This is a genomic window from Steroidobacter cummioxidans (genome assembly GCF_003104955.1).
This window is the reverse complement of sequence record NZ_LSRW01000099.1, coordinates 1-23133: the sequence shown is the minus strand read 5'-3', so window position 1 is coordinate 23133 and position 23133 is coordinate 1. Positions and strand designations below refer to the sequence as shown.

The window sequence follows — 23133 nt, the reverse complement described above, 5'->3', positions numbered from 1 at the left end:
GCAGCGTCAGATGTGTATAAGAGACAGAACCTGTATCGAGGCACCATCGGGACGGGCGGCTTCATTCCGGGGTTCTCCGGCGGCGGCGCGTTGCCCTCACAACTGCTCATGTACGATCCTCGCGGTCTGTACGGCTACCTGCAAGGGCTGGGCAATCCCTATCAGAGCAACATCCCGGGGTTCAATTATCCCCAGAACGAGGACGGCTCCAACGCCTGCCTCAACGCCGCGCCACCGGCCCTGTGCAGCTACGCGGGGAGCCTCGATCTGGCTGCCGACCCGGGCAGCATTCAGGACATCACTGAGAAGACCTTGTCGCTGTTCGTGCGCGCGGCCTTCAACGTCGAGGTTGCGGGCCGTCCGTTCCATTTCAGCGCGGGCGTTCGCAACGAGCGTACCGACGTGACTTCAGCGGGTATCGGCCGCCTGCCGGTGTCATTGGCCCGGGACGCCGCCGACCCGACGTTGCTGACGACCACGTTCTCGCCGACGCGGTCGATCTCCACCGACAGCAAGTATTCCTATCTGCTGCCGAGCATGGACATGAAGCTGGAGGTCACTCCAGAGATTCATGCCCGCTTCAGCGCCTCGCGGACCCTGACGCGACCGGCGATCAACTTCCTGACGCCCGTGCTGAACGTGGGTGGGCTGCCGCGTATCGGCGCATTGACCGCGGATGGCGGCAACCCGAACCTCAAGCCGTATCTGTCGGATAACTTCGACTTCGCGGTCGAGTGGTACTACCAGCAGAACTCGTATGCGTCGGTCAACTACTTCATCAAAGAGGTGACCAACTTCATCGTGCAAGGCACGCAGCGCCAGACCATCAATGGCGTGATCGATCCGAGCACCGGTCAGCTGGCGCAGTACACAGTCTCGCAGCGGATCAATGGCCCCGATGCCACCGTCGACGGCTTCGAGTTCGCCTGGCAACACGTGTTCGGCGACACCGGCTTTGGCTTCAACGCCAACGTCACGCTGGTGAACACCGACAAGCCTTACAACCGCTACGACATCTCGCAAAGCGGCTTTGCGGTGACCGGTCTGGCGGACTCGGCGAACTTCGTCGGGTTCTACGACAAGAACGGCTTCGAGGTGCGCGTCGCCGCCAACTGGCGTGACGAATACCTGTTGCAGTTCGGTCAGAACCAGAACACCGGCGCGTTCGGTGCCGAGCCGACGTTCGTGAATTCGAGCCTGCAGATCGATCTGACCACCAGCTATCAGCTGACCGATCAGCTCAACGTGTTCTTCGAGGCGTTGAACGTCACCAACGAGACGATGAGCACGCATGGTCGGTTCGACAACCAGCTGCTCGACGTGTTCGCCTACGGTCGGCGCTACGCGTTGGGCGCGCGCTACCGGATGTAACATCGGCCGAAAGAGAGCTGTCGACGTACAGTCGGCAGCTCTTTATAGTTGTTGCCGTTAGCGACGCGAGTTGGGGTGGGTCTTTGTATGGTGCGTCCAATTACAAGAGTCGTAGTCGTGGGCGGCGGCACCGCCGGTTGGCTGGCCGCTGGCGTCATCGCTGCAAAACATCGCAACCGCATTCCAGCGAGCTTTACTGTCACGCTCGTGGAGTCGCCCAATACGCCGATCATCGGAGTGGGCGAGGGCACCTGGCCAACCCTGCGCAGCACCTTGTCACGCATCGGTGTGTCGGAGACCGAGCTGTTCAGGCAGTGTGACGCCGCGTTCAAGCAAGGCGCGTGGTTCGGTCGATGGACCACCGGTGCCAGCAACGACGGCTATTACCACCCGTTGATGTATCCCCAGAACTTCTCGCAGATCAATCTTGCGCCTCACTGGCTGGCCAGCGGCGATGGCCGCAGCTTCTGCGACGCCGTGTGCCCACAAGGACGGATCTGCGACGATGGCCTCGCGCCCAAGACCATCGCCACCGCCGAATACGAAGCGGTGGCGAACTATTCCTACCATCTCGATGCCGGCAAGTTCGCGCCGTTCCTTCAGAGGCACTGCTGCGACAAGCTCGGTGTGCGTCACGTGCTGGCCGACGTGCGGCGGGTGAATCTTACGGAGACCGGCGACATTCGCAGCCTGGAGACTGAGCAGGCCGGCGAGATCGAAGGCGACTTGTTCATCGATTGCACCGGCTTCAAGGCGTTGCTCATCGGCGAGACCTTGGGCGTGCCATTCAAGAGCTGTACCGACGTGCTCTTCTGCGACACGGCGCTCGCCATGCAGGTTCCGCATGCCAGCCCGACGAGCCCCATCGCCTCGCATACCATCTCAACGGCGCAATCGGCCGGTTGGATTTGGGACATCGGCCTGCCGACCCGGCGCGGCGTCGGCCATGTCTTCTCCAGTCGCCACACCTCGGTCGACCATGCCGAGCGGGAGTTGCGTGAGTATGTGGGGGCGGCAGCGAAAGATCTGACGGTGCGCCGGATCCCGATCCGCTCAGGCTATCGAGAGACTTTCTGGAAGCGCAATTGCGTCGCCGTGGGTCTGTCGGCAGGCTTCCTCGAGCCTTTGGAATCATCGGCCATCGTGCTCGTCGAGATGTCGGTCAAGCTCATCGCCGAACAGATGCCCGTGTGCCGGGAGGTGATGGATGTCATCGCCGCGCGCTTCAATGCGACCACGGAATATCGCTGGGGCCGGATCATCGATTTTCTCAAGCTGCACTACGTGCTGACAAAACGGGATGACAGCGCGTTCTGGCGCGACAATCGATTGCCGGAAACCATCCCTGAGCGCCTGCAGAATCTGTTGCTGTTGTGGCGCTATCAGTCGCCCTGGTACCACGACGAGTTCGATCGTATCGAGGAGGTCTTTCCGGCCGCCAGCTATCAGTATGTGCTGTATGGGATGGGCTTTCGCACGGAGGTCGAGCCGACGATCGTGGCGGGTAATGGCAAGACGGCCGAGCGGGCGATGCGCGAGAACGTCGCGCAGACGGAACGGCTGCGCACCGGGCTGCCGCGTCATCGTGATCTGATTCGTAAGATCGTCGAGCAGGGGCTACAGCAGGTATGACAAACACGCCAGCGAGGAGCGGGGTGGAGTTGCTCAATCCGCAGGACCATGGGCAGTTGCGCCTGCGACCAAGAAGCGGGCCGACACCGCATTTCGTGCAGATCGTGCCCAGCGAGTTTGTCGCAGCGGCCGTCTCTTGTCCGATCTTGTTCTCCAAAGATCCGAGCAGCGGCGCGTTCTATCCGGGCGCGGTGCTGGCACTGAAGCCAGGCGAAGGTCCCTTGAAAAGTGTGGCCGAGCGCGGCGGCTTCGAGCCGCTCGAGCTGGTGCGTGAGGGCTTCTTCATTTCAGGGGAAAACATCGCCATCGATCGTCGCAATTCGCGATTCAGCGAAAGCGAGGGCGAGACCTTGTTCGACGACGCGCAGCAGCCGAGTGTTAGTTTGCGCCAGGTGCAGCGGGTGCTGGGCCAGCTGCAACAAGGGATGGAGCAGACCACCGCGCTGGTGCGCGCCTTGATCGAGCTGAAGCTCCTGGAGTCGATCGACATTTCGCTCAGCTTCGACGACGGCGAGCGACTGACGCTGCAAGGTCTTTACACGGTCAGTCGCGATACGCTTCGCGACCTGGACGATGCCGATGTGTTGCGCCTGTTTCGCAGCGGTCACTTGCAGCACGCTTATACCATCGCAGGCTCGCTCAACCAGATCGCGATCCTGGCGCAGGTGCGCAACGAGCGGCTTGCCGGCAAATGACGGCTTGCAAATGAACCCAACTGAGATCGCTGCGAGTGATCTGACAGCCGCAGATGTGTTCGTGCGTGAGGTTGCTGAGCCGTGTCGTCCCGTCGTCATCCGAGGCTTGGTGAAATCATGGCCGGCGGTGACGGCTGCCGAGCGATCGGCGGCGCACTTTAGAAACTACGTCGCGCGGTTCGATGCGGGTGTGGTCGCGGAAGCGTTCATTGGCGAGCCGCACATCGCTGGTAAATACTATTACGACGACGATCTGAAAGGCTTCAACTTTACGCGGGCCCGCATGCGCTTCGCCGAGGCGATCGATCGCATCATCGCGACCTCCGGTCGGGCTGATGAGCGTTCGATGTACGTCGGCTCCTTGCCCATGGACCAGTACCTTCCCGGATTCTCGACGGAGAATGCGTTGGCATTTCTCGATACCCGCATTGCGCCACGCATCTGGCTCGGTCATGCATCGAATGTGTCAGCTCACTATGACACGTTCGACAATGTGGCATGCGTCGTTGCGGGCGTGCGTCGCTTCACGCTGTTCGCACCCGAGACCATTAGCCGACTCTATGTGGGTCCGCTCGATCACACCATGGCGGGCCAGCCGGTGAGCCTCGCCGCGTCGTCGCCTGCCGATGACGAAAGATTTCCGCTCTTCCGCGAAGTCAGGGAGCAGGCGATCGTTGCTGAACTGTCTGCAGGCGATGCCATCTACGTGCCCAAGTTGTGGTGGCATCAAGTCGAGGCGACCAGCGCATTCAACGTCCTGGTGAACTACTGGTGGGACGCGTTCAGCGGCGGAACAGACGCGCCTTCCGTTGCGCTACTGCTGAGCATGATTACGATCGCAGAGCGCCCGCCCGCAGAGCGCAATGCGTGGCGGGCGTTTTTCGATCACTACGTCTTTCGAACGAACGGTCATCCGCTGGCACATCTTCCAGCCGATCAGCATGGTGTGCTCGGGCCGCTGCAGCCAGACAACTATCGAAGGATTCGAGCGCATCTGATGCAAGCCTTGCGAGGCGGATGAGGCTAGAAACTCTCGAAGATGAGTGATCGATGAGTGGCGCTGCCTGCGAGAGTGCCGTCGCCAACTGCCAGTGCCACTGAGCCGCCTGGTCTGGCCGCATCGCCGCAGGCGTACACGCCAGGCACAGTGGTCGCTTTCATCGGATCGGTCTTGAGTGTGCGACCCAAAGGTGTGATCTCAACATCGCAACCGAGTTGATCGGCGATTGGACCGACGTCGATCCGGGGCATCGCGAACAAGCCCTCCAGGCTTACGACGCGCCCATCTTTCATCACGAGATCGAGCTCGCCATCGATGCGCTCGATCAGGCCGTCCTCCAGTGCTACGCCGCGCGCCGCCAGTTGCTCCAATTGTTCTTTGTCGGGAGTGAACGCGCCATTCAAGAAAAGCGTGGTCGATCCCCAGTCGGGCAGCAGCAGTGCCAGGTGCATCGACATTGGCGATGTCGCCAGCACACCGATGTTTCCTTGATTGAGCTCGTAGCCATGGCAATAGGGGCAATGAAACACGCGTCGACCCCAGCGCTGCGCCAGGCCTGGCAGATCCGGCAGATGATCGACGACCCCACTGGCGAGCACCAGTCGCCTGGCTGCTTGTGATTCCGCCCCTGAGATTTGGACATGAAATCCGCTGTCTGTGCGCTGGGCCGTTGTGACATGGCCATCGAGCCAGCGAACGGTGTCGTAGGCGAGGAGTTGGTCTTTCGCCACCGCTGCGATCGCAGCTGCTGGCGTTCCGTCCTGTGTGAGGAATCCGCGTGAATGCACCGCGAAGCGATTGCGCCGCCGACCTCCATCCACCACGAGAACTTTGCGTCGAGCGCGCGCCAGCTGCAGCGCAGCCGCCATGCCGGCGTAGCTGCCGCCGACCACAATTGCGTCATAGTGCATAAATGATCTCTCGATGTCGTCGCGCTATTACGGCACTTATAAAGTTACATGATAGCTCGCCACCGGCCACTCTTGCAACGTATAATGTGACGTGAAAGCAGAGGCCCTATCGTGCAAGCCTTGTGAGGCCAACTTGAATGAGAAATGACAGCCGGCTATCCCGCATGCTCCATGTGTTGCTTCACATGGCGCGGCACGACCAGCCGTTCACCTCGGAGCAAATTGCCAAGATGCTCGATACCAATCCAGTGGTGGTGCGGCGGACGATGGCGGGCCTGCGCGAAGCCGGCTACGTACAGTCTGAGAAGGGGCATGGCGGCGGCTGGATGATCGCGTGCGATCTGAAGAACACCACGCTCCTGGACGTCTACAAGGCCGTGGCAGGAGACAGGCTCTTCGTCATCGGCCATGAGAGTGAGAATCCGACTTGCGCCGTGGCGCGCACGGTCAACACGGCACTGAACGATGTCTTGCAGCAGGCAGAGGTGCTCGTCATGAAAAGGTTGGGCGCCATTGCCCTGGCCGACCTGGTGGACGAGTTCGACATGCTCTGTCGAGATGCGGGCTGGGACGTCAAGGGTTCGCCTGCCAAGCGGCGGCGCAAGAGTTCGAGGCGCCCCCGTAACAGCATGAAGGCCACTTAAGCATCGCTACGATGAAATTCCCGCTTGTCCTGATCGTCGACCTTGATGATCACATGTCGGATTTGCATGGCGAACTCACTTAGCGGGCTCGCTTGCCGTCGCGCTGCGCACTGCGGTTGCCACCGACGCATCACCGCTTTTCACATAGCCGAGTGCTTCGACGATCAGACCATCGCGCACGCGCATAACGTTGACACCCCGCACGGACTTCGACAGCTCGGGGCCGAAGCGATAGCGCCAGCGAATGAAGCCGTGCTCGCCGAAGGCGACGATGTCTTCTGCAGTGAACGCACCGTCGCGGCTGTTGGCGAGCCTCTGCCAGAACTCCAGGCACGCGTTGCGACCGACGTATCGTGTGCCGTCTGGAGCAGGTTCAACGCTCTCCATGACGCAGTCCTCGGCGATCAGATGTTCGAGCGGCGAGCTGTCATGGTCCACGAACGCTTGGTTGAATATTTGCAGGATTTGCAAGGTCTGGGATGGCTGGGCTTTCATGGTCTCTCCTATACTTCGCTGAAGTCGCTGGGTTGGCTGGGGGAGAGTGTGCCCAGCAGCAGCCCGCCCAAATTGATCGAGAGTCCGGAGTTCTTTGCAGGCAACCTGTTCGAATGGATGCACTGTCTGAAGCCATGCGCGCCGTGCGCCTCACGAGTGCACTCTTTTTCAACGGCGAGTTCTGCGCGCCGTGGCGTTTCGTCACGCCGGCGCAGGACAAGTTGGCGCCGATTGTTTCACCGGACAGTGAGCGGCTCGTCCTGTTTCACCTCGTGACCGACGGACAGGCGACCGCGCGTACCGCAGGGCACGATGACGTGACGCTCTCAGCAGGAGATATCGTCGTCTTCCCGCAAGGTGATGCTCACGAGCTGTGGAACGGACGCACCACCAAGCTGTTCCCTGGGGCCCGCCTGTTGCCGAAGCTTGCGAAGGGGGAGTTAGCCGCTGAGAAGTGGGGCGGCACTGGGGCGGTGACACGGATTATCTGCGGCTACCTGGGGTGCGAACGTCACGCCGAGGGCTCGTTTCTGAGCGGCTTGCCGGCGATATTCAAGGTCAACGTGCGCAGCAGCCCGGCCGGTGCATGGATTGAAAGCGCGATACGCAACGGCGTGAGCGAGATCGAATCGCAACGTGCGGGCCGGTTGGCGGTGCTTGCGAAGCTTGCAGAGACGCTGTTCGTGGAAACATTGTGCCGCTACATGGACGAGTTACCTCCGGAGCGCACGGGCTGGCTCGCCACCGCGCGCGATCCGAAAGTCGGGCAGGCACTCGCACTTCTACATCGCGACCCGGCACGCGCGTGGACGTTGCCCGATCTGGCACGGGAGAGCGGAACATCGCGAACTGTGCTGGCCGACCGGTTCGTTCATCTCATGGGTGAAACGCCACTTGCGTATCTGGCGCGCTGGCGACTGCAGCTCGCTGCGCGTCGATTGCTCACGACCGATCGGAAAGTTCTACAAGTCGCGTGCGACGTTGGTTACGAATCGGAAGCGGCATTCAATCGCGCTTTCAGGCGCGAGTTCGGCATGCCACCGGCACGTTATCGCCGGGAGCGTAGGGCGCAAACCGCGGCAGTGGAGCGACGCGATGCCTGACATCCTGTTCGATGTAGACGGCGTTCTGGTACACGGCTACCACGCCAAGCCCGAATTCAGCAGGCATTGGGATGAGCAGCTCGAAACCGACTTCGGCATCAGCCGTGCCGATTTTCGGGACCGTTTCATACATACGGTGTTCAAGTCCGAGGTCCTTACTGGAAAGCTGGGCCTATATGAGGCGCTGTGCGCCGTATTGCCGAGCATTGGCTATGACGGCGACCCTCAGAAGTTGATCGACTATTGGATGCAAAGAGACGCGGTTACTACTCCCGGCTTGCTACCGTACGTCGAGCGCCTGCGCGCCTATCCAAGCGTTCGACTCTTCATGGCCACGAATCAAGAATCGATACGTGCCAGGTATCTCATGACTACGATGGGTTTCGGACGCTACTTTCAGGATATCTTCAATTCGGCGCGGCTCGGCGTCTTGAAGCCCGATCCCGAGTTCTTCATCCGCATCGAACACCTTCTCGAGCGTCCCCAGGAGAAGCCAACGTTCTTCGATGACCGGGAGGATGTGGTCGAGGCGGCCCGTTTGGCAGGCTGGGATGCACATCAATTCAATCAACCCTCGGATATTCTGCAGTCTCAGCGAGTCGTCGCGTTATTTGCCAGTGGCTGACGATGACGCGTAGAACATGCGCATGGCGTGCAACCCGCAGATGTGTATGATCGAGCGGCCAACCCCATCGCGTCGAGGAGGCCCCATGATTCGCACACGTGGACTGATCTGGGTAACAGCGAGCTGCGTCGCGCTCGTCGGCACCGCGCTCGCCCATCATGGCTGGTCAGGGTACAGCTCTGAAATTCAGACACTGTCGGGCGTGATCGAGCAAACCAACTATGGCAATCCGCACGGCTCGATTCATCTGAAGACCAGCGACAAGACTTGGGAAGTCGTGCTTGCGCCGCCGGCGCGAATGACCACCCGGGGTCTCACGGCAGACATGCTCAAAGTCGGCACGAGCGCGACCGTCGAGGGCTATCAAAGCACCAGCGATGTGAAAGAAATGCGCGCCGAGCGCATCTCCATCGCCGGCAAGACCGTCGAGCTGAGATAACCGATCAGGCGTGCACCAGGACGCCGCCTGCGGACTGCCACTCGTTTTGCAGGTAGGCCGAGTCGGCGTGGTTGCGCGCTTTGACGCCAATCAACACGCCCCCCTGACGAATCTCTGATTCATATTCTTCGACGCGTCCTTGGGGAAGGCCCCAGTTGGTGAGCGCGGTAACCAGTCCGCCGGCGATCGCCACCGCGCCGCCTGCGGCCAAAGCAATAGCGACTGGGCCAGCGAGCACCAGGCCAGGTAGCAACGCGGCCGAGCCAATGGCGGCGAGGGCAGGGGCGATAGTCGCCGCCGTGCCGCCTACAGGGCCACCGATCTTCGCGGCCGCCGGGTGTTTCTTTTCCGTGCTCTCGGCCGCTTTCTCCGCCAGGTCGGTTTCTACCTGATCGACGCTGAAATGTTTGCGGCAGGTGTCTTCTGACAACACCAGGTTGATGTCATTCCGGTCATAACCCCGCGATAACGCGGCGTGATACGCGCGGTCGACGCCCGCGGCGTCCTTGAACAGAGCCGTCACAATCGCTGCACTGCCAATCGAAGGAGCCATGACCGTTCCCCCCCGCAAGTTGTAGCGCCCGCCACCTCCCCAACGCCTCCCAAAATGGATCGTTCCGGCCCCTGCGGCTCAGGTGGCCACGATTGCTGTTGCCAGCAATGATTTGTCTGAGTTATAAATCGCCGCACCAGACGGGGGAATCAAACAATGAAGTCGATGAGAACGGCGCTCGCCGCAGGCGTGCTGCTGATCGTGGGCGGCTGTCTGTTAGATGCGCAGGACCCAACGGTCGATCCCAATGCAATTACTCACAACGACCTGCCGGTGCACGATCCATCCGTAATCCGCGCCGACGACGGAAGTTTCTATGTCTTCGGCTCGCATCTTGCGGCCGCGCGCAGCACCGATCTGATGAACTGGCAGTTCGTCGCAAATAGCGTCGATGCAGCCAATCCATTGTGGAGCACGATTCCTGCCGATGGCACCTCTTGGACCGGCGCGCCGGGCTCTTGGGCTGCCGATGTGATCAAGCTCAAGAATGGCAAATATCACTTCTACTACAGCTTCTGTGGCATTCCGCCGGGCGGAGAATGCACCGGGCCGCGCTCGTATCTGGGTGTTGCGACTTCGAATCGCATCGACGGTCCGTACGTCGATCAAGGCATTTTCCTGCGCTCGGGTATGTCGGCCGCAGAGATCGCCGCGGGCTATGGGCCGCCGGGTATCACGAGTTACAACGCGACGATTCATCCGAACACCATCGATCCGGATGTTTTCTACGACAAGCAGGGCAAGCTGTGGATGACGTATGGCTCGTATTCGGGCGGCATCTTCATCCTGCGAATGGATGAAACCACTGGCAAACCGCTGCCCGGACAGGGGTATGGTAAGCACCTCGCCGGCGGCGATCACAGCGCCATCGAAGGCAGCTACATCCTGTACAGCCCGGAAACGAACTATTACTACCTGTTCACCTCGTTCGGCGGCTTTGTATCCACCGACGGGTACAACATTCGCATCGCTCGATCGCGCAATCCCGATGGGCCCTATCTCGATGCCGAAGGTCGGGACATGGTCGGCGCGCGCGGCAACTGGGAGAGCATCGCTCCCTATGGCGTTAAGCTGATGGGCGGCTTCAACTTTGCGTCGGCGCCGGGGGATCGCGAAAGCTCGCGCGGCTATCTGTCGCCGGGTCACAACTCGGCGTACTACGATGCCGCGACCAAGAAACATTTCCTCATCACTCACACGCGCTTTCCGAACCGCGGCGAGGGTCATTCGATTCGCGTGCACGAGATGTTCGTCAATGCGGACGGCTGGCTGGTCGCCTCTCCGCATCGTTACGTGCCGATCAAAGGCCAGAACGTCGTCGATGCCAACGATGCCCTCGGTGACTACAAGTTCATCAACCTGGGCAAGGACATCAATCGCGAGGCGAAGCAGTCGGTCTACGTCTCGTTGAACGCCGACTATACGATCACCGGCGAGGTGACCGGGCAGTATCGTCGCTACTTCGCCGATCCCAACCGCATCAGCATTCAGCTCGATGGCAGCGATGCCGTCTACGAAGGCCGGCTTGCGTGGCAGTGGAACGAGGCCGCGAGCAAGCTCATGCCGGCGTTCACGGCGCTGTCGAGCAAGGGCGTGTCCATCTGGGGATCCAAGCTCGAAAAGCGCACCACGCGTCAGGCGCTCAAGGACGTGGCTGACAGCTTGTCGCTGCCCGATACCATCAAGGCCGGCGCACTGGATCTGCCCACCCGCGGCACGCGAGCGACGACGATCGTGTGGTCCTCGAGCGATCCGTCCGTGATTGACGCCGATGGCACGGTGACTCGGCCGAACGTGGGCGAGGGCGATCGAATCGTCACGCTCACCGCGGCCATGACCTTGAATGGCGTGACCACCCTGCGCCAATTCCAGGTCACCGTGCCGGCGCGCCTGCCATTCAATCGGGTCGCGCAGTTCAGCTTCGAAAACTCATTGAATGAGCAACTGGGCCGCTTTACCGCGGCGACCGCGACGGGCAATCGTGTCTGGAATCTCGGCTCGGTGAGCTTCGCGCCGGGTCAGCAAGGACAGGCGGTGAGTCTGGATGGTGCCTCGGGCGTGTTGCTGCCGGATGGCGTGATCGACAACTACGAGTACACCGTTTCGTTCTGGGCGAATCCGCGCGTGCTTTCGCAGTTCACGACGGCGTTCTTCGGTGCAGTCGATGAGCAGAGCGATGCGGCGGGTGTGCCGTTCTCCAATCGCTGGCTCAGCCTGGTGCCGCACGGTTGGGACGGCAACACGATGCTGTGGAGTGGCAGCGAGGCGTGGTTCGACGGCAGCGCTGGCGAGCGCATCCCCGCGAATGCCTGGACGCACGTGGCGTTCTCGGTGAATCGTGGTGTTGTGTCGGTGTATCTCAATGGCGTGCGCAAGTTCGGCGCGGGAACGCTCACCGATTTCTTCAGCGCTCGCCGGGGCAAGTTTGCGCTCGGGGTGAACTATTGGGATCTGCCGTTCGACGGCTTGATCGATGAGCTCAAGATCTACGAGGCGAGCTTGTCGGCCGCGGAGATCCGTGGACTCGACATCGATCATCTGAGCGGTCCGCAGCTGCTGGACTCCGCGACGCAGATTCTGGATCTCGGCGATGTGAGTGCGGTGCAGTCCGACCTCGATCTGCCGCGCACGGGGCCGTATGCATCCGTCGTGAGCTGGGAGTCCTCACATCCGACGGTGGTGAGCCCGACGGGTCGCGTGACGCGTCCGGGTCGCGATTCGCCCGATGCGAACGTGACGTTGACGGCGACCATGACGTTGAATGGCCTGCAGGCAACCAAGACGTTCCATGTGACGGTCCGTTCGCTCGCGCCGCCGCAGCCCATTGCCGCGTATGACTTCGAGCATGACCTCACTGCATCGCGCGGCGTCTTCGGCCCGGGCGTCGTGATTGGGCCACGAGCGGATCAGCCCGGTGGCACCGTGTCGTTCGCGCCAGGCGCGGCGGGTAGTGCGTTGGTGCTGAATGGCGCCTCGGGCGTGCGCTTGCCGGATGAACTGATCCGCGATCACAGCTACTCGATCTCGATGTGGCTGCAACCGACCGTGGCGTCGCAGTTCACCCCCGCGTTCTTCGGCTGGGCGAGTCCGACCAGCTGGCTCAGTGTCGTGCCGCGAGGCCCGGGGACGACCCAGCCGACGATGCTGTGGTCGGGCACGGCGTGGTTCGACGGCTCCTTCAACACGCCCATCCCGCTCGGGGCGTGGTCGCACCTGGTGATGTCGGTCGACCATGGCACGTTGCGGCTGTATCTGAACGGTATGCTGGTCAACACGATGACCGGCTTTCCGGATGTGTTCACGCCCGCTGCGCAGCGCCAGTTCGCCCTCGGGGTGAACTTTTGGGATGCGCCGTACACCGGCCTGGTCGATCAGCTGAAGATCTATGACGAGGCTGTGAACGCCGAGGTCGTCAGTCAGTTGTATGCCGAGGGCGCCAATTAGGCGCCCTTTCAGGCAGATCATTGGGAACCCAGCGCCAGCATTGATGCTCTTGAACGAGGAGGGCCGTAGAATCTTCCACTGTCACTGAACCGGCGGAACCGACGATGCATAAAGCCAAGCTGCTGTGCTTACCCCTGCTTGCACTCCTGCTGAGTGCGTGCGGCGTCAACCCGGTGACGGGCAAGAAAGAGATTCAATTCGTCTCCGAGGCGCAGGAGATCAAGATCGGCCAGCAGCACTACGCGCCGACCAAGCAGACCGAGGGCGGCGAGTTCGACGTGCTGCCCGATCTGTCCGTCTACATCAACGAAGTGGGCCAGAAGCTGGCGGCCGTGTCGGATCGCCAGCTGCCTTACGAGTTCGTGGTGCTGAACAATCCGGTGCCAAATGCCTGGGCGTTGCCGGGCGGCAAGATCGCGGTCAACGTCGGTCTGCTCTCGGAGCTGAAGAACGAGGCGGAGCTCGCGGCCGTGCTCGGCCACGAAATCGTTCATGCCGCTGCAAGGCACGGCGCCAAGGCACAGGAACGCGGCACCATCATGCAGGTGGGGCTTGCCGCGGCGCAGATCGGGGCTGCGATCAGCGATGTCGACGCAACCGTCGCCAATCTCGCCGTCCAAGGCGCAGGCGTCGGTGCCCAGATGATCCAGCAGAAGTACGGTCGCGACCAGGAGCTGGAGAGCGATGAGTACGGCATGAAGTACATGAAGCTTGCCGGCTACGACCTGCAAGGCGCGATCACCTTGCAGGAAACATTCGTGCGCCTGTCGCAGCAGAACGGTGCCAAGAGCCAGAGCTTTATCGAAGGCCTGTTTGCCTCACACCCGCCGTCGGAGGAGCGAGTCCAGAAGAACAAGGCGACGGCGGCTCGGCTCGGTGCGGGCGGCGATCTTGGCAAAGAGCGCTACGAGGCGCGCCTGCAGCCGTACAGGAAAATCGAGCCGGCGTACAAGAAATTCGAAGAGGCCCTGGTCGCCTCCCGCAAGAAGGAATACACCAAGGCCGAATCGCTGGTGCAGGAGGCGATCAAGATCGAGCCGCGCGAAGGCCGCTTCCATGAATTCCTGGGCGAAATGAAGCTCGCCCAGAAAAAGCCCGAGGAAGCGTTGCCGCACTATCAGAAGGCGATCGATCTGAACTCGGATTATTTCGGCTCGTATCTCGGTGCAGGGGTGGCTCAATATCAAACGGGCAACAAAGCACGCGCCGAGGAATGGCTGACAAAGAGCGCCGAGCTGTTGCCCACGGCACCGGCGGCGTATTACCTGGGCACCATTGCTCGCGATCGGGGCGATCGCACGAAGGCCATGGAATTATTTCGTGCCGCCGCCGGTTCGCAAAGCCAGATTGGCGAGCGGGCCGCCGCCGAGTTCGTGCGCATGGATCTGCCCCAGAATCCAGGCAACTACGTGGCCACGCAAGGCCAGCTCGATCCGCAAGGTCGGATCGTGGTCGTGATTCAGAACCGCTCACCGACGCCGCTGGTCGGCATTCAAGTCACGCCCGTGCTCGTCGATGCCGGTGGTCGGACCGTGCAGCAAGGGCAGCCCGTGGTGTTTCGCTCTGCTATCAAGCCGGGTGAGCAAGCCGCTGCACAGACCGGCATCAGCAACATTGACCAGGCTCAACTGCCGTATCTTCGCTTTCGCGTGGATGGTGCGAAGGTCGCCGAGTAACACGTCGTGTGGGCAGGTGTGCTGACGTTTCTGGCCGGGGCGCTGCTGGCCAGTGTCTATTTCCTGCTCAAGAATCGTCGTAACACGCCGTATCTCCAGCTCGATCTCGATGCCTTGCCCGCGCTCGGCGACGACGTTCGCACGCTCGCGGGTCTCACCGAAGGCGCGGTCACGACGGGGAATGCCTGTCAGATCCTGCAGGACGGCGCGTTGTTTCCTGCGATGGAAGCGGACATCGCCGCCGCGAAGTGCGCAGTTCATCTGGAAACGTTCGTTTGGACCGCCGGCACTGTCGAGCGGCGATTCGTCGAGCTGCTCAGCCGCAAAGCTCGCGAAGGCATTGAGGTTCGTGTGCTGATCGATGCCATGGGCAGCGCCGGCGGCAATGACGAGAATCTAAAGCGCATGGCGCAGGCGGGGGTGCAGCTGTCGATGTACTGCAAGCCACGCTGGTGGAACCTGCGTCGCTTCAATCATCGCACGCACCGGAAGCTCCTGATCGTCGATGGCGCCATCGGCTACACGTTCGGTCATGGCATCGCGGATCAATGGCTGGGCCACGGCGAGGATGAAAAACACTGGCGTGATACCGCGGTGCGCGTCGAAGGACCGGCCGTGCAAGCGCTGCAGTCCGTGTTCATGGAGAACTGGATCGAAGAAAGCCACCGCGTGCCGGCGGGCGCCGGTTGTTTTCCCGAGCTCGAAGCCAAGGGCGAAAGCGATGCGCACGTCGTCAGCAGCGCATCGGGCGATGCGGTCTCATCAGTAGCGCTGCTCTATACCGTCGCGATCGCATGCGCCAAACGCGAGGTAATCATCCAGAACCCATACTTCGCGCCCGACGATGGCATGTGCGAACTGCTGGTGATGATGGTGAAGCGCGGGGTTGCGGTTCATCTCATGCTTCCCGGTGCGCATACCGACAGCCCGTTCGTGCGCAGAGCGGGTTGCCGCTTATATGAGCAACTGCTGGCAGGCGGCGTGCGGCTATATGAATTCATGCCGACGCTGATCCATCAGAAGATCGTGATCGTCGATGAGGTCTGGTCGCACATCGGTTCGACCAACTTCGATGCGCGCTCACTGTCTTTGAACGAGGAGGTCGGCATTGGCATCCGCGATGCTCCGATCGCAAGACAGCTGAAAGCTGCATTTGAGAACGATCTGCAACGCAGTCGGGAACTGACGCTCGATGCGTGGCGCCGCCGACCCTGGTACAGCCGGTTGTTCGATTGGATCGCCTATCAGGTGCACGACCAGCTTTGAGCGCTACTTCCCGTTGAACCCGGGCATGCTCTTGGCGCGGTGGCTCTTCGCAAGCGGGATGGCCTGCGCAACGGCCTCATGAAATTCTGCGCGGACGAGCTCGATTGGAATCGAACGTCGGAAGAAATCTGCCCACACGAACTCGGCGAAAGCTTCAGGGACCTTGTCATATCCGCCCGCGTCGCGCACGTAGCCGGCAATGGACCGATATACGTCATCCACCAGGCCGCCGAGCTGATCGGGAATGTGGGTGCAGTAATGCCGCACGCCGTTTTCGTCCAGCGGATGAACCCAATGGTTCTTCTCCATCTGCTTCCAGAAGTCGCTCGAGTCGCGATCGGAGAGGTCGCCGTCGATCTGGAAGAACGCGGTCGCGAGGCCCGCATCGAGTGCGGCACGCCCGAGGTGGTGATGATCGGTCACGTAGAGCCGCCCGCCGGGTCCTCTGACCGCGGGCATCGCATGCCCCCGCATGAACTCGCTGCGCTCCTTGGGAGAAAGGGTGGTGAGATGCGCCTGTTTGTCCTTCACGACGATCATGCCGACCGTCAATTGCGTCGGGTGGAGCTTGCGAAGGTCGGATTCCTCTATCTTGGCCATGACGGCACTCCTGCAATGACGAGGTGCTTTCGAGGATCTCCCGTCAGCGTCCTGCCGAACGCGGGCAGCACTCATTTCAATGCCTCGATTGGCTGGATTGCAAGGGCGCGTCGTACGTGTCGTAGCGCCGCCAGGGCCGTAACAAATAGGGTCGCGGCACCCGCAAGCACCATCGGCAAGACCAAGCCGATCCGTGCATCGACACGATCGACGAAGGCTGCGAGGTATCGTTCACCGAGCGCGGCCGCGAGCGGCAAGCCGATCGCGGCGGCAACCAAGAGGGGCGGTATGAATTCCCGACTCAGCTGACGAACGATGGCGACATCGTCGGCGCCATGCAATCGTCGCAGTACGAGCTCCGTGCGTCGGCGCCGCACCGTATCGGCAATCAATGCATACGCACCGAGCATCGCCACACCGATCGCTAGCAGTGCGACAGCGGTCAGCATCGTGGTGAGTTGTTGCTCTTGCTGATAAACCGATGCGAGCTGATCGTCCACGGATTGGATGTCGTACACCAGCCGCGGCCCGTAGGCTTTCCACAGATCGTCCAACGTCTGGCGCAGCATCGTCATATCGTCGCCATGCACGGTCAAGTCCCACTGCGGCTTGTCGCTGAGCAGGAATGCTTGGGGTAACGCTGGGTCTCGTGCGGATTCGAGCTTCACGCTCTGTACCACGGCCACGACGCGACGCGTGTCGGAACCCTCTTGTAGAAAGCCGCCGCCGCCACGGAGCAACTCACCGATTGCGGCCTGCGGATTCGGAAAGCCGAGCAACCGCGAAGCTTTCTCGTCGATGACCATGTGAGTTTCCCCGGAGGCCAGAGTGGGTGTGCCGGCGAGCACAGTCATGCCGTAAGTCGTGAAGAATGAAGGAGAGACGGTCGTCACGCGTAACACTTGTTTGTGTTGCGAAGAGCTCACGTGCAATTCGTTCGGGCCACGAGTCTCATCGGCAGGCCGTGCGTTGCTGAACGCCCAAGCCTTGACCGCCGGATGGCGATCGAGTGCAGCGGTGAAAGCGTGCATGCTCGGAACCGCCTCGGGGTCCACCATCACCCCCAGCCACAGGCGGTTATGAGTTTCGAAGCCGCGATCGATGCTCAGCAGATATCGTTGCTGCTGAGTCAGCACGCCCGCGAGCGCGATCAGCAGGACGACGCCACTGAGCTGGATCGCCAGCAGCACCTGACGAACCCGTCGTCCCCAGGGGCCTTCGCTGGCGGTACGGCCTTGCAACGCCGGAGCGGGTGGCTGGCGCAGCGCCATCGATGCAGGCGCCGCCAACGTGAGAGCCAGTAACGCGAGCACGGCAATGACCAATCCCAGCACGAAGCGCAACGGCAATGGATCGGCAACGGGATGCTCGGCAGACAGGCCGACCCAAGTGGCAATCGCAGGCGTCGCCCACCAGGCGATCAGCAACGCGCCGATCGCCGCCAGCAGCAGCGATATCAGTACTTCGAGGCTCCACAGTCGTATCAGTTGCAAGCCATCTGCACCGAGACTACGACGCAGCGCCGTCTCTCGCTGTCTGTGCAGCAACGTGGCCGTTTGCAGATTCATACAATTGAACGCGGCCATCAGGAGTAGCAGCACGCTGGCCGCCGCGACGGCGCCGAGCAATCGCCAGCGCCGCTCATTGAAGGCGCCTTCGAACGGCAGTTGAGTCAGCGTGATTGCACGGAAAAAGGCGGCCTCGCGGCCAGTTCGCCACTCGGCAGGCAACTGCGCATGCAGCGGGTTACTCTCGAACGCCTCTTTCATCCAGCTGCCCACCTGATCGACGGAGCCCTGCGGACGCAGGCGTGCGAATACCCGACCCTTGATCGCGAAGATGGCCGCGAGGCTGGCTTCATCCATCGGGTTGGCCTTTGATTCGAATCCCACCAGGGCCCAAGCGTTGCCGACCATGGGGTTGGTCTTGCCGAGCGGCGTTCGCGGATCTGGATTGGGAATGACGGCGGTGACGGTGTAGATGCCACCGCGTGCATCGATTCGCCGACCGACGGCCTGCGCAGGTGAGATATCCCCCCACAGCTTGTGCATGAGCTCGAGGGTGATGGCAATCGAGTCGCGTTGTGTCAGCGCGCTTCGCAAATCACCCTGCAGGGTCGTAAGGCCCAGCAGCGGGACAAGATCCGGGTCGGCAATCAACAGAAACGCCGATTGCTTGCGGCCGTCGATATCGATGTCCAGCCCGTTGCCACTGGTGCGACTGATGAGATCCAGAGGCACGCCGCGCTCTTTCAACATCGTGGCGAAGGATACCGGCGAAGCGGTGAACCACGGGCTGGGTCGGCCGGGCGGATTGCCTTTCATATCCAGCAGCACGACGCGCTCGGGATCGGCAATGGCGGGATCTGGCTCGCCGAGCGCCACTGCAAGTAGCGCCACGATCAGACAGGCGGCCATCGCAATCATCAGGCCGCTGACTGCCGTGAATGCGGAGCCGCTTCGACCATGCGCGCCACGCCAGGCATCGAGCAGGAGTGCTTTCATCACAGCGGGTCCGCGTAGGTGTCCACCAGCACTCTGCCATCGAGCAAGCGCACGCCACGCGAGGCCAACGCTGCGTGCTCGGCACTGTGCGTCACCATCACGAGTGTCGTGCCTTCATCGTTCAATTCGCGTAGCAGTCGCATCACCTCCTGGCCATGGGCGCTATCGAGGTTGCCGGTGGGTTCGTCCGCCAACAGCAGTGCGGGCCGCGAGGCGATGGCGCGTGCGATGGCTACACGCTGCTGCTGGCCGCCACTCAACTGGCTGGGATGATGATCGGCGCGATGGGCGAGTGCCAGGCGCTCCAGGACTTCGGTAACGCGCTGACGCTGCGCCTTTTCGGACAGCTCGCCATAGCGCAATGCCAGCTGCACATTGTCGCGTACGCTCATCTCATCGACGAGATTGAAGCTTTGAAAGACGAAACTGATCCGCCCGCGGCGAATCGCCGCGAGCTCACGTGAGGATTTGCCGGCGACCTCTTCGCCTTGCAGCCGATAGCTGCCGCTCGTGGGCACATCCAGCAAGCCGAGCAGTCCGAGCAACGTCGACTTGCCGCAGCCTGAAGGGCCCATGATCGCGACGTATTCGCCGGCCTCGATGTGCAGATCGATCCGGTCGAGCGCCGTGGTTTCGATTTCTCCGGCCACATAGCGTTTGGTGACCCCAGTCAGTTCGATCATGGCAGCGCGAGCCTCTCGGCATCGGAAGGAGGTTGGGAGATCAGCACTTCATCGCCTGGCTGCAAGCCCGCCAGCACTTCGACGCGACCGGCAGCGCGGCGACCGAGTCGAACGTTGCGGCGAACAAGTTGCTCGCCGGCGCGCACATAGAGCTGGCTTTGCACGCCCGGGCCCTCCGGCAGCACCAAGGCGGGCGAGGGCAGGCTCAGTTGCAAGCGCGCCTCGAGCGTCTGGCCCGGGCGCAGATTCGAAGGCGGCGACACGCTCTCGGGCCACTGCAATATCACTTGCACCTTGCCGTCCTGAACTTGCGGTAGCGTCTGCGTCAGTGTCAGTGCGCCCGAGCTACTGTCGGCGGTCAGGCCCGGTTCCAAGCGCGGCAGATAATACTCATCGATTTGCGCTCTCAGTTGCATGCCGCCGGTGACATCGTCGATGCGGCCGAGACGATCGCCCGGCCGGATACTCGCACCTACCTGCAAATGAAAGCCGCTCAGCCGTCCGGCCGTTGGCGCGAGCTGAGTCAAACGCTCGCGCGCACGCTCCAGTAGTTCCAGTCCGTGTTGCAATCCCTCTACCGCGCGCGCCATCTCATCCAGGGATCGTTGGCGGATCTCGGCCTCAAAGCGCTGATCCTCGCGGGCTTGTTTCAGCAATTGCGTCGCGAGCGAGTGCTGACGCTGCGCCTGTTCGAGCGCCGCCACGGACATGAATCCCTTGCCCGTCAGTTGGGCCACGCGCTCGTACTCCGATTCGGCTTGCTGCTGTGATGCCTGCAGCTGCGCCAGCTCGCGCCGACTTTGCGCCAGACTTGCCGCTTGCGCGCTCCTTTGTATCGAAACATTGGCAATCTGCTGCGCGACCTCCGCGCTTCGTTCCATCAGCAGCTGTTCCTGCTCCGGACTGTGCAAGCGATACAGTGGTGTCTGGGCCTCGACCCATTCGCCTTCTCGGACGAAGACGGCTTCCACGCGGCCGGCCTCCGCGGCATCCAGCAGAACTGAGCGTATCGGCTCGACGCGCGCGCGCACTGCCAGCTCGTCCCGGAACTCTCCGGCGACCACCTTCGCCAATTGCGGAACGCTGACGACGTCGAGTTGCGATGGGCGCTGCCACAGTGCGACTCCCAAACCCATGGCGGCAACGCCGGTAATCAGGGCACGCAGTAGGTTCTGTCGCCATTGAGGTGTCTTGGGCAGGTGACGGTCCATCGAGACGCCGCTCTGGACGGCGCTCGCATCGACTGCGTGCAAGGGCGATTTCAATGGCATCGGGTACAGCGTGCGGTCGGATCCGCTTTCGTGCCAATCCCCCTGTCCGCTTTCGAACACCGGGCTGGCGCAGGGCAGAGCTGGGCTGCGAAAATACGTCTCGTGTCCAGCGCGCCTTCGCCTTCGATCCTGCTACTCGACGACGATCCCGACGTGGGCATCGCCGCTCAGCTGCTATTGCAGCGACGAGTCGGACCTGTCGTGTGCCTGCGCCGGCCGGCGGAACTATTCGCCGCGCTCGATCGGCTCCAGCCAGCGGTACTGCTCCTGGATCTCAACTTCGGCCCTGGCCGCACGAATGGCGAGCAAGGGCTACGTCTGTTGGCAGAAGTGTGTGCCCGGCCGACGCCGCCGGTCGTGGTGGTACTGACCGCGTACGCCGATATCGATCTCGCGGTTCAGGCAATCAAGCGCGGCGCCTTCGATTTCATCACCAAGCCATGGGATAACGTGCGCTTGATCGCCACCTGCACGGAGGCGGTACAGCGATCGCAGGCAATGCGCGATGGCCAGGCAGCGCCGACCCCCAAGCTCACCGAACCGCTGCGACCGCTGGCCGAACAGGAACGAGCGGCGGTGATGGCGGCCATGGCGGACGCGCAAGGAAATCTCAGTGCCGCAGCTCGTGCGCTCGGTTTGTCTCGTGCGGCGCTGTATCGTCGTTTGGAACGGTATGGCCTTTGAGAAGCTGCGACTTCTGATCGGCGCGGTACTGCTGTTTGCCGCCGGTGCTATCGCCGCCTCGGCGACGGCTACACCACGCACCTGGATTACCGCCTCAGCGCTGGTCCTTGCGGCGCTAGTAGCTCTCTGGCCGTTGGCACGGGCGCGCTCACCCGCATCGCGTGTGCCTGAGTCTCCACCCCATCCGGATGCATCGCGACTGTCGACGTTGCAGGCACAACTCGAACATCTTCCGGTCGCAGCCTGGCTGCAAACAGGCCAGGCGCTCGAGCCCTTGACCAGTCGTGCTCGCCGCCTGTCCGCCCCTGGCGGTGTGCGCGATCGCGAGGTGTTGAATCAACTGCTCCGAACCAGTGAACGCAACGGCCCGCTGAGCTTGGACACCGAGCGAGGCAGCGAGCGGTGGCAACTGCAACGTCAGGTGCTGGCGGTCGAAGGCAAGGCGCAGGCATTGATCGTGCTGACGCCGCTGGAGCAGGAACTGGAATCCGAGTCGCTGCACGCGTGGCAGCAGCTGCTTCGAGTGCTGACCCACGAGATCATGAACTCGCTCACGCCCATCAAAAGTTTGAGCCAGACCGCCGGCGACTTGTTGGGCGAGCCGGACAGCGAGGATGAGCTGCGGACTGCACTGGATGCGATCGCGCGTCGTGCCGACAGCTTGTCGACCTTCGTAAGCAACTATCGCAAGGTCAGCCAGTGGCCGGCGCCGGTGGTGGCGCCGGTCGACCTCTGCGCGCTTTTCAAACGCTTGCAACAGGCGGTGGGGCAGCGCTGGATCGATCGTGGCGGGAGTGTTTCTTTCGAAGTGGGTTCGCCAGGCCTGCGGCTGCTGGCAGATGAAGGGCAGCTGGAACAGGTGCTGCTGGCACTCATTCACAATGCAACGCAGGCGACCGCGGACCAAAGCAAGCCGCAGTTGTGGGTACAAGCCAGGCAGACCCGTGGCGGCCGATTGCAGATCAGCGTTCGTGACAACGGGTCAGGCGTTGCGCCTGGATTGGAGCGGCAGATTTTTCTGCCTTTCTTCAGCACTCGCGAAGGCGGGCAGGGCATCGGGCTGACGGTGGTCCGTCAGCTGATGTTCGGCCTGGGTGGCCGGGTGCGGTATGTCCGGCCGTTGGAGCAAGGGGCGATGTTCGTGCTGAGCTTTTGACGCAAGCCATTGCGACCCGAACGGAATCGCTACCCTTGCGGCGCGTCCTGTGCGAACACCAGTGCATATGTAGCCAGCATACGGATCACGCCTTCGGTGATGTGTTTCGATGAGAGCGTCGTGCCGGAGATGTTCTCGATGTCGCCTTTGCGGCGCAGTTCGCCGTCTTTGCGGCCGGTGAATTGGGCGCGCCATGCGGGCATGCGGATTTTGGAATAGAGCTCCCAGCACTCCATTATCTCGATGCCTTTGACCGCACCTTGCGCAGACAGTGCCAGGGCGTAGTAGACGTTATCGTCTTTTCCCAGCACGTGGTCGACGAACATCCAGTCGCCGGTCGATGTCTTCCACGCACGTACCNCTTATACACATCTCCGAGCC

Annotated in this window: 21 protein-coding genes; 13 read left to right on the top strand and 8 right to left on the bottom strand. The window is 62.0% G+C overall.

Annotated elements, in window-relative coordinates:
- The 4 genes from D0550_RS32005 to D0550_RS31990 form a co-directional block, all read left to right on the top strand.
- Positions 1-1371: TonB-dependent receptor domain-containing protein (locus tag D0550_RS32005; protein WP_116813254.1), on the top strand; the 1371-nt coding region annotated here is incomplete at its 5' end.
- Between the two features lie 87 nt (positions 1372-1458).
- On the top strand, positions 1459-3003 hold the full coding sequence (locus D0550_RS32000; RefSeq protein WP_174842528.1) for a tryptophan halogenase family protein: 1545 nt from the start codon (positions 1459-1461) through the stop codon (positions 3001-3003).
- 23 nt (positions 3004-3026) lie between these two features.
- Positions 3027-3698, top strand: coding sequence for a SapC family protein (locus D0550_RS31995; protein ID WP_206606668.1), 672 nt, complete (start codon positions 3027-3029; stop codon positions 3696-3698).
- Between the two features lie 10 nt (positions 3699-3708).
- Positions 3709-4719 carry a cupin-like domain-containing protein gene (locus tag D0550_RS31990; RefSeq protein WP_174842527.1) on the top strand — a complete coding sequence of 337 codons (1011 nt, stop codon included), beginning with the start codon at positions 3709-3711 and terminating at the stop codon, positions 4717-4719.
- Between the two features lie 2 nt (positions 4720-4721).
- On the opposite strand, the gene D0550_RS31985 is transcribed toward D0550_RS31990, so the two are convergent.
- Positions 4722-5609 (bottom strand): NAD(P)/FAD-dependent oxidoreductase, encoded by an 888-nt coding sequence (locus D0550_RS31985; protein ID WP_116813250.1) that lies wholly within the window; start codon positions 5607-5609, stop codon positions 4722-4724.
- 137 nt (positions 5610-5746) lie between these two features.
- Between D0550_RS31985 and D0550_RS31980 the strand changes: the two genes are divergently transcribed.
- On the top strand, positions 5747-6253 hold the full coding sequence (locus tag D0550_RS31980) for an Rrf2 family transcriptional regulator (RefSeq protein ID WP_116813249.1): 507 nt from the start codon (positions 5747-5749) through the stop codon (positions 6251-6253).
- A 75-nt stretch (positions 6254-6328) separates the two neighbouring features.
- On the opposite strand, the gene D0550_RS31975 is transcribed toward D0550_RS31980, so the two are convergent.
- Positions 6329-6748: a nuclear transport factor 2 family protein gene (locus D0550_RS31975; protein ID WP_116813248.1), complete on the bottom strand. Its 420-nt coding sequence runs from the start codon at positions 6746-6748 to the stop codon at positions 6329-6331.
- Positions 6749-6861: 113 nt separating this feature from the next.
- Here D0550_RS31975 and D0550_RS31970 point away from each other — a divergent pair, with 113 nt between their 5' ends.
- The 3 genes from D0550_RS31970 to D0550_RS31960 all read left to right on the top strand — a co-directional run bounded on the left by D0550_RS31970 (position 6862) and on the right by D0550_RS31960 (position 8915).
- Entirely contained in the window at positions 6862-7851 is a 990-nt protein-coding gene (locus tag D0550_RS31970; RefSeq protein WP_116813247.1) for an AraC family transcriptional regulator, read from the top strand.
- A complete protein-coding gene (locus tag D0550_RS31965) occupies positions 7844-8476 on the top strand; it encodes an HAD family hydrolase (protein WP_116813246.1) in 633 nt (210 codons plus the stop codon). The genes D0550_RS31970 and D0550_RS31965 overlap by 8 nt, the downstream gene beginning before the upstream one ends.
- Before the next feature lie 85 nt (positions 8477-8561).
- Positions 8562-8915 (top strand): DUF6152 family protein, encoded by a 354-nt coding sequence (locus D0550_RS31960; protein WP_116813245.1) that lies wholly within the window; start codon positions 8562-8564, stop codon positions 8913-8915.
- A 4-nt stretch (positions 8916-8919) separates the two neighbouring features.
- Here D0550_RS31960 and D0550_RS31955 read toward each other — a convergent pair whose 3' ends face one another.
- Entirely contained in the window at positions 8920-9468 is a 549-nt protein-coding gene (locus tag D0550_RS31955) for a hypothetical protein (RefSeq protein WP_116813244.1), read from the bottom strand.
- A gap of 156 nt (positions 9469-9624) precedes the next feature.
- Here D0550_RS31955 and D0550_RS31950 point away from each other — a divergent pair, with 156 nt between their 5' ends.
- From D0550_RS31950 to D0550_RS31940, 3 genes are all read left to right on the top strand, one after another.
- Positions 9625-12912, top strand: coding sequence for a LamG-like jellyroll fold domain-containing protein (locus D0550_RS31950; RefSeq protein WP_116813243.1), 3288 nt, complete (start codon positions 9625-9627; stop codon positions 12910-12912).
- 104 nt (positions 12913-13016) lie between these two features.
- Positions 13017-14588, top strand: a complete 1572-nt coding sequence (locus D0550_RS31945) for a M48 family metalloprotease (protein ID WP_116813242.1) — start codon at positions 13017-13019, stop codon at positions 14586-14588.
- A gap of 6 nt (positions 14589-14594) precedes the next feature.
- Entirely contained in the window at positions 14595-15854 is a 1260-nt protein-coding gene (locus tag D0550_RS31940) for a phospholipase D-like domain-containing protein (protein ID WP_116813241.1), read from the top strand.
- A gap of 3 nt (positions 15855-15857) precedes the next feature.
- On the opposite strand, the gene D0550_RS31935 is transcribed toward D0550_RS31940, so the two are convergent.
- The 4 genes from D0550_RS31935 to D0550_RS31920 form a co-directional block, all read right to left on the bottom strand.
- On the bottom strand, positions 15858-16454 hold the full coding sequence (locus D0550_RS31935; protein WP_116813240.1) for a ParB-like protein: 597 nt from the start codon (positions 16452-16454) through the stop codon (positions 15858-15860).
- A gap of 71 nt (positions 16455-16525) precedes the next feature.
- Complete coding sequence (locus D0550_RS31930; protein ID WP_116813239.1) at positions 16526-18958, bottom strand: FtsX-like permease family protein; 2433 nt, start codon at positions 18956-18958, stop codon at positions 16526-16528.
- Complete coding sequence (locus tag D0550_RS31925; RefSeq protein WP_116813238.1) at positions 18958-19641, bottom strand: ABC transporter ATP-binding protein; 684 nt, start codon at positions 19639-19641, stop codon at positions 18958-18960. The genes D0550_RS31930 and D0550_RS31925 overlap by 1 nt, the downstream gene beginning before the upstream one ends.
- On the bottom strand, positions 19638-20912 hold the full coding sequence (locus D0550_RS31920) for an efflux RND transporter periplasmic adaptor subunit (RefSeq protein WP_206606666.1): 1275 nt from the start codon (positions 20910-20912) through the stop codon (positions 19638-19640). Before D0550_RS31920 ends, D0550_RS31925 begins: the two co-directional genes overlap by 4 nt.
- Positions 20913-21014: 102 nt before the next feature.
- Between D0550_RS31920 and D0550_RS31915 the strand changes: the two genes are divergently transcribed.
- Positions 21015-21596, top strand: coding sequence for a response regulator transcription factor (locus tag D0550_RS31915; protein WP_116813236.1), 582 nt, complete (start codon positions 21015-21017; stop codon positions 21594-21596).
- Positions 21586-22752: a sensor histidine kinase gene (locus D0550_RS31910; protein WP_116813235.1), complete on the top strand. Its 1167-nt coding sequence runs from the start codon at positions 21586-21588 to the stop codon at positions 22750-22752. Before D0550_RS31915 ends, D0550_RS31910 begins: the two co-directional genes overlap by 11 nt.
- A gap of 29 nt (positions 22753-22781) precedes the next feature.
- Here the strand turns inward: D0550_RS31910 and D0550_RS31905 are convergent, their stop codons facing one another.
- Positions 22782-23078 (bottom strand): FMN-binding protein, encoded by a 297-nt coding sequence (locus tag D0550_RS31905; RefSeq protein ID WP_116813234.1) that lies wholly within the window; start codon positions 23076-23078, stop codon positions 22782-22784.
- Between the last annotated feature and the right edge of the window lie 55 nt (positions 23079-23133).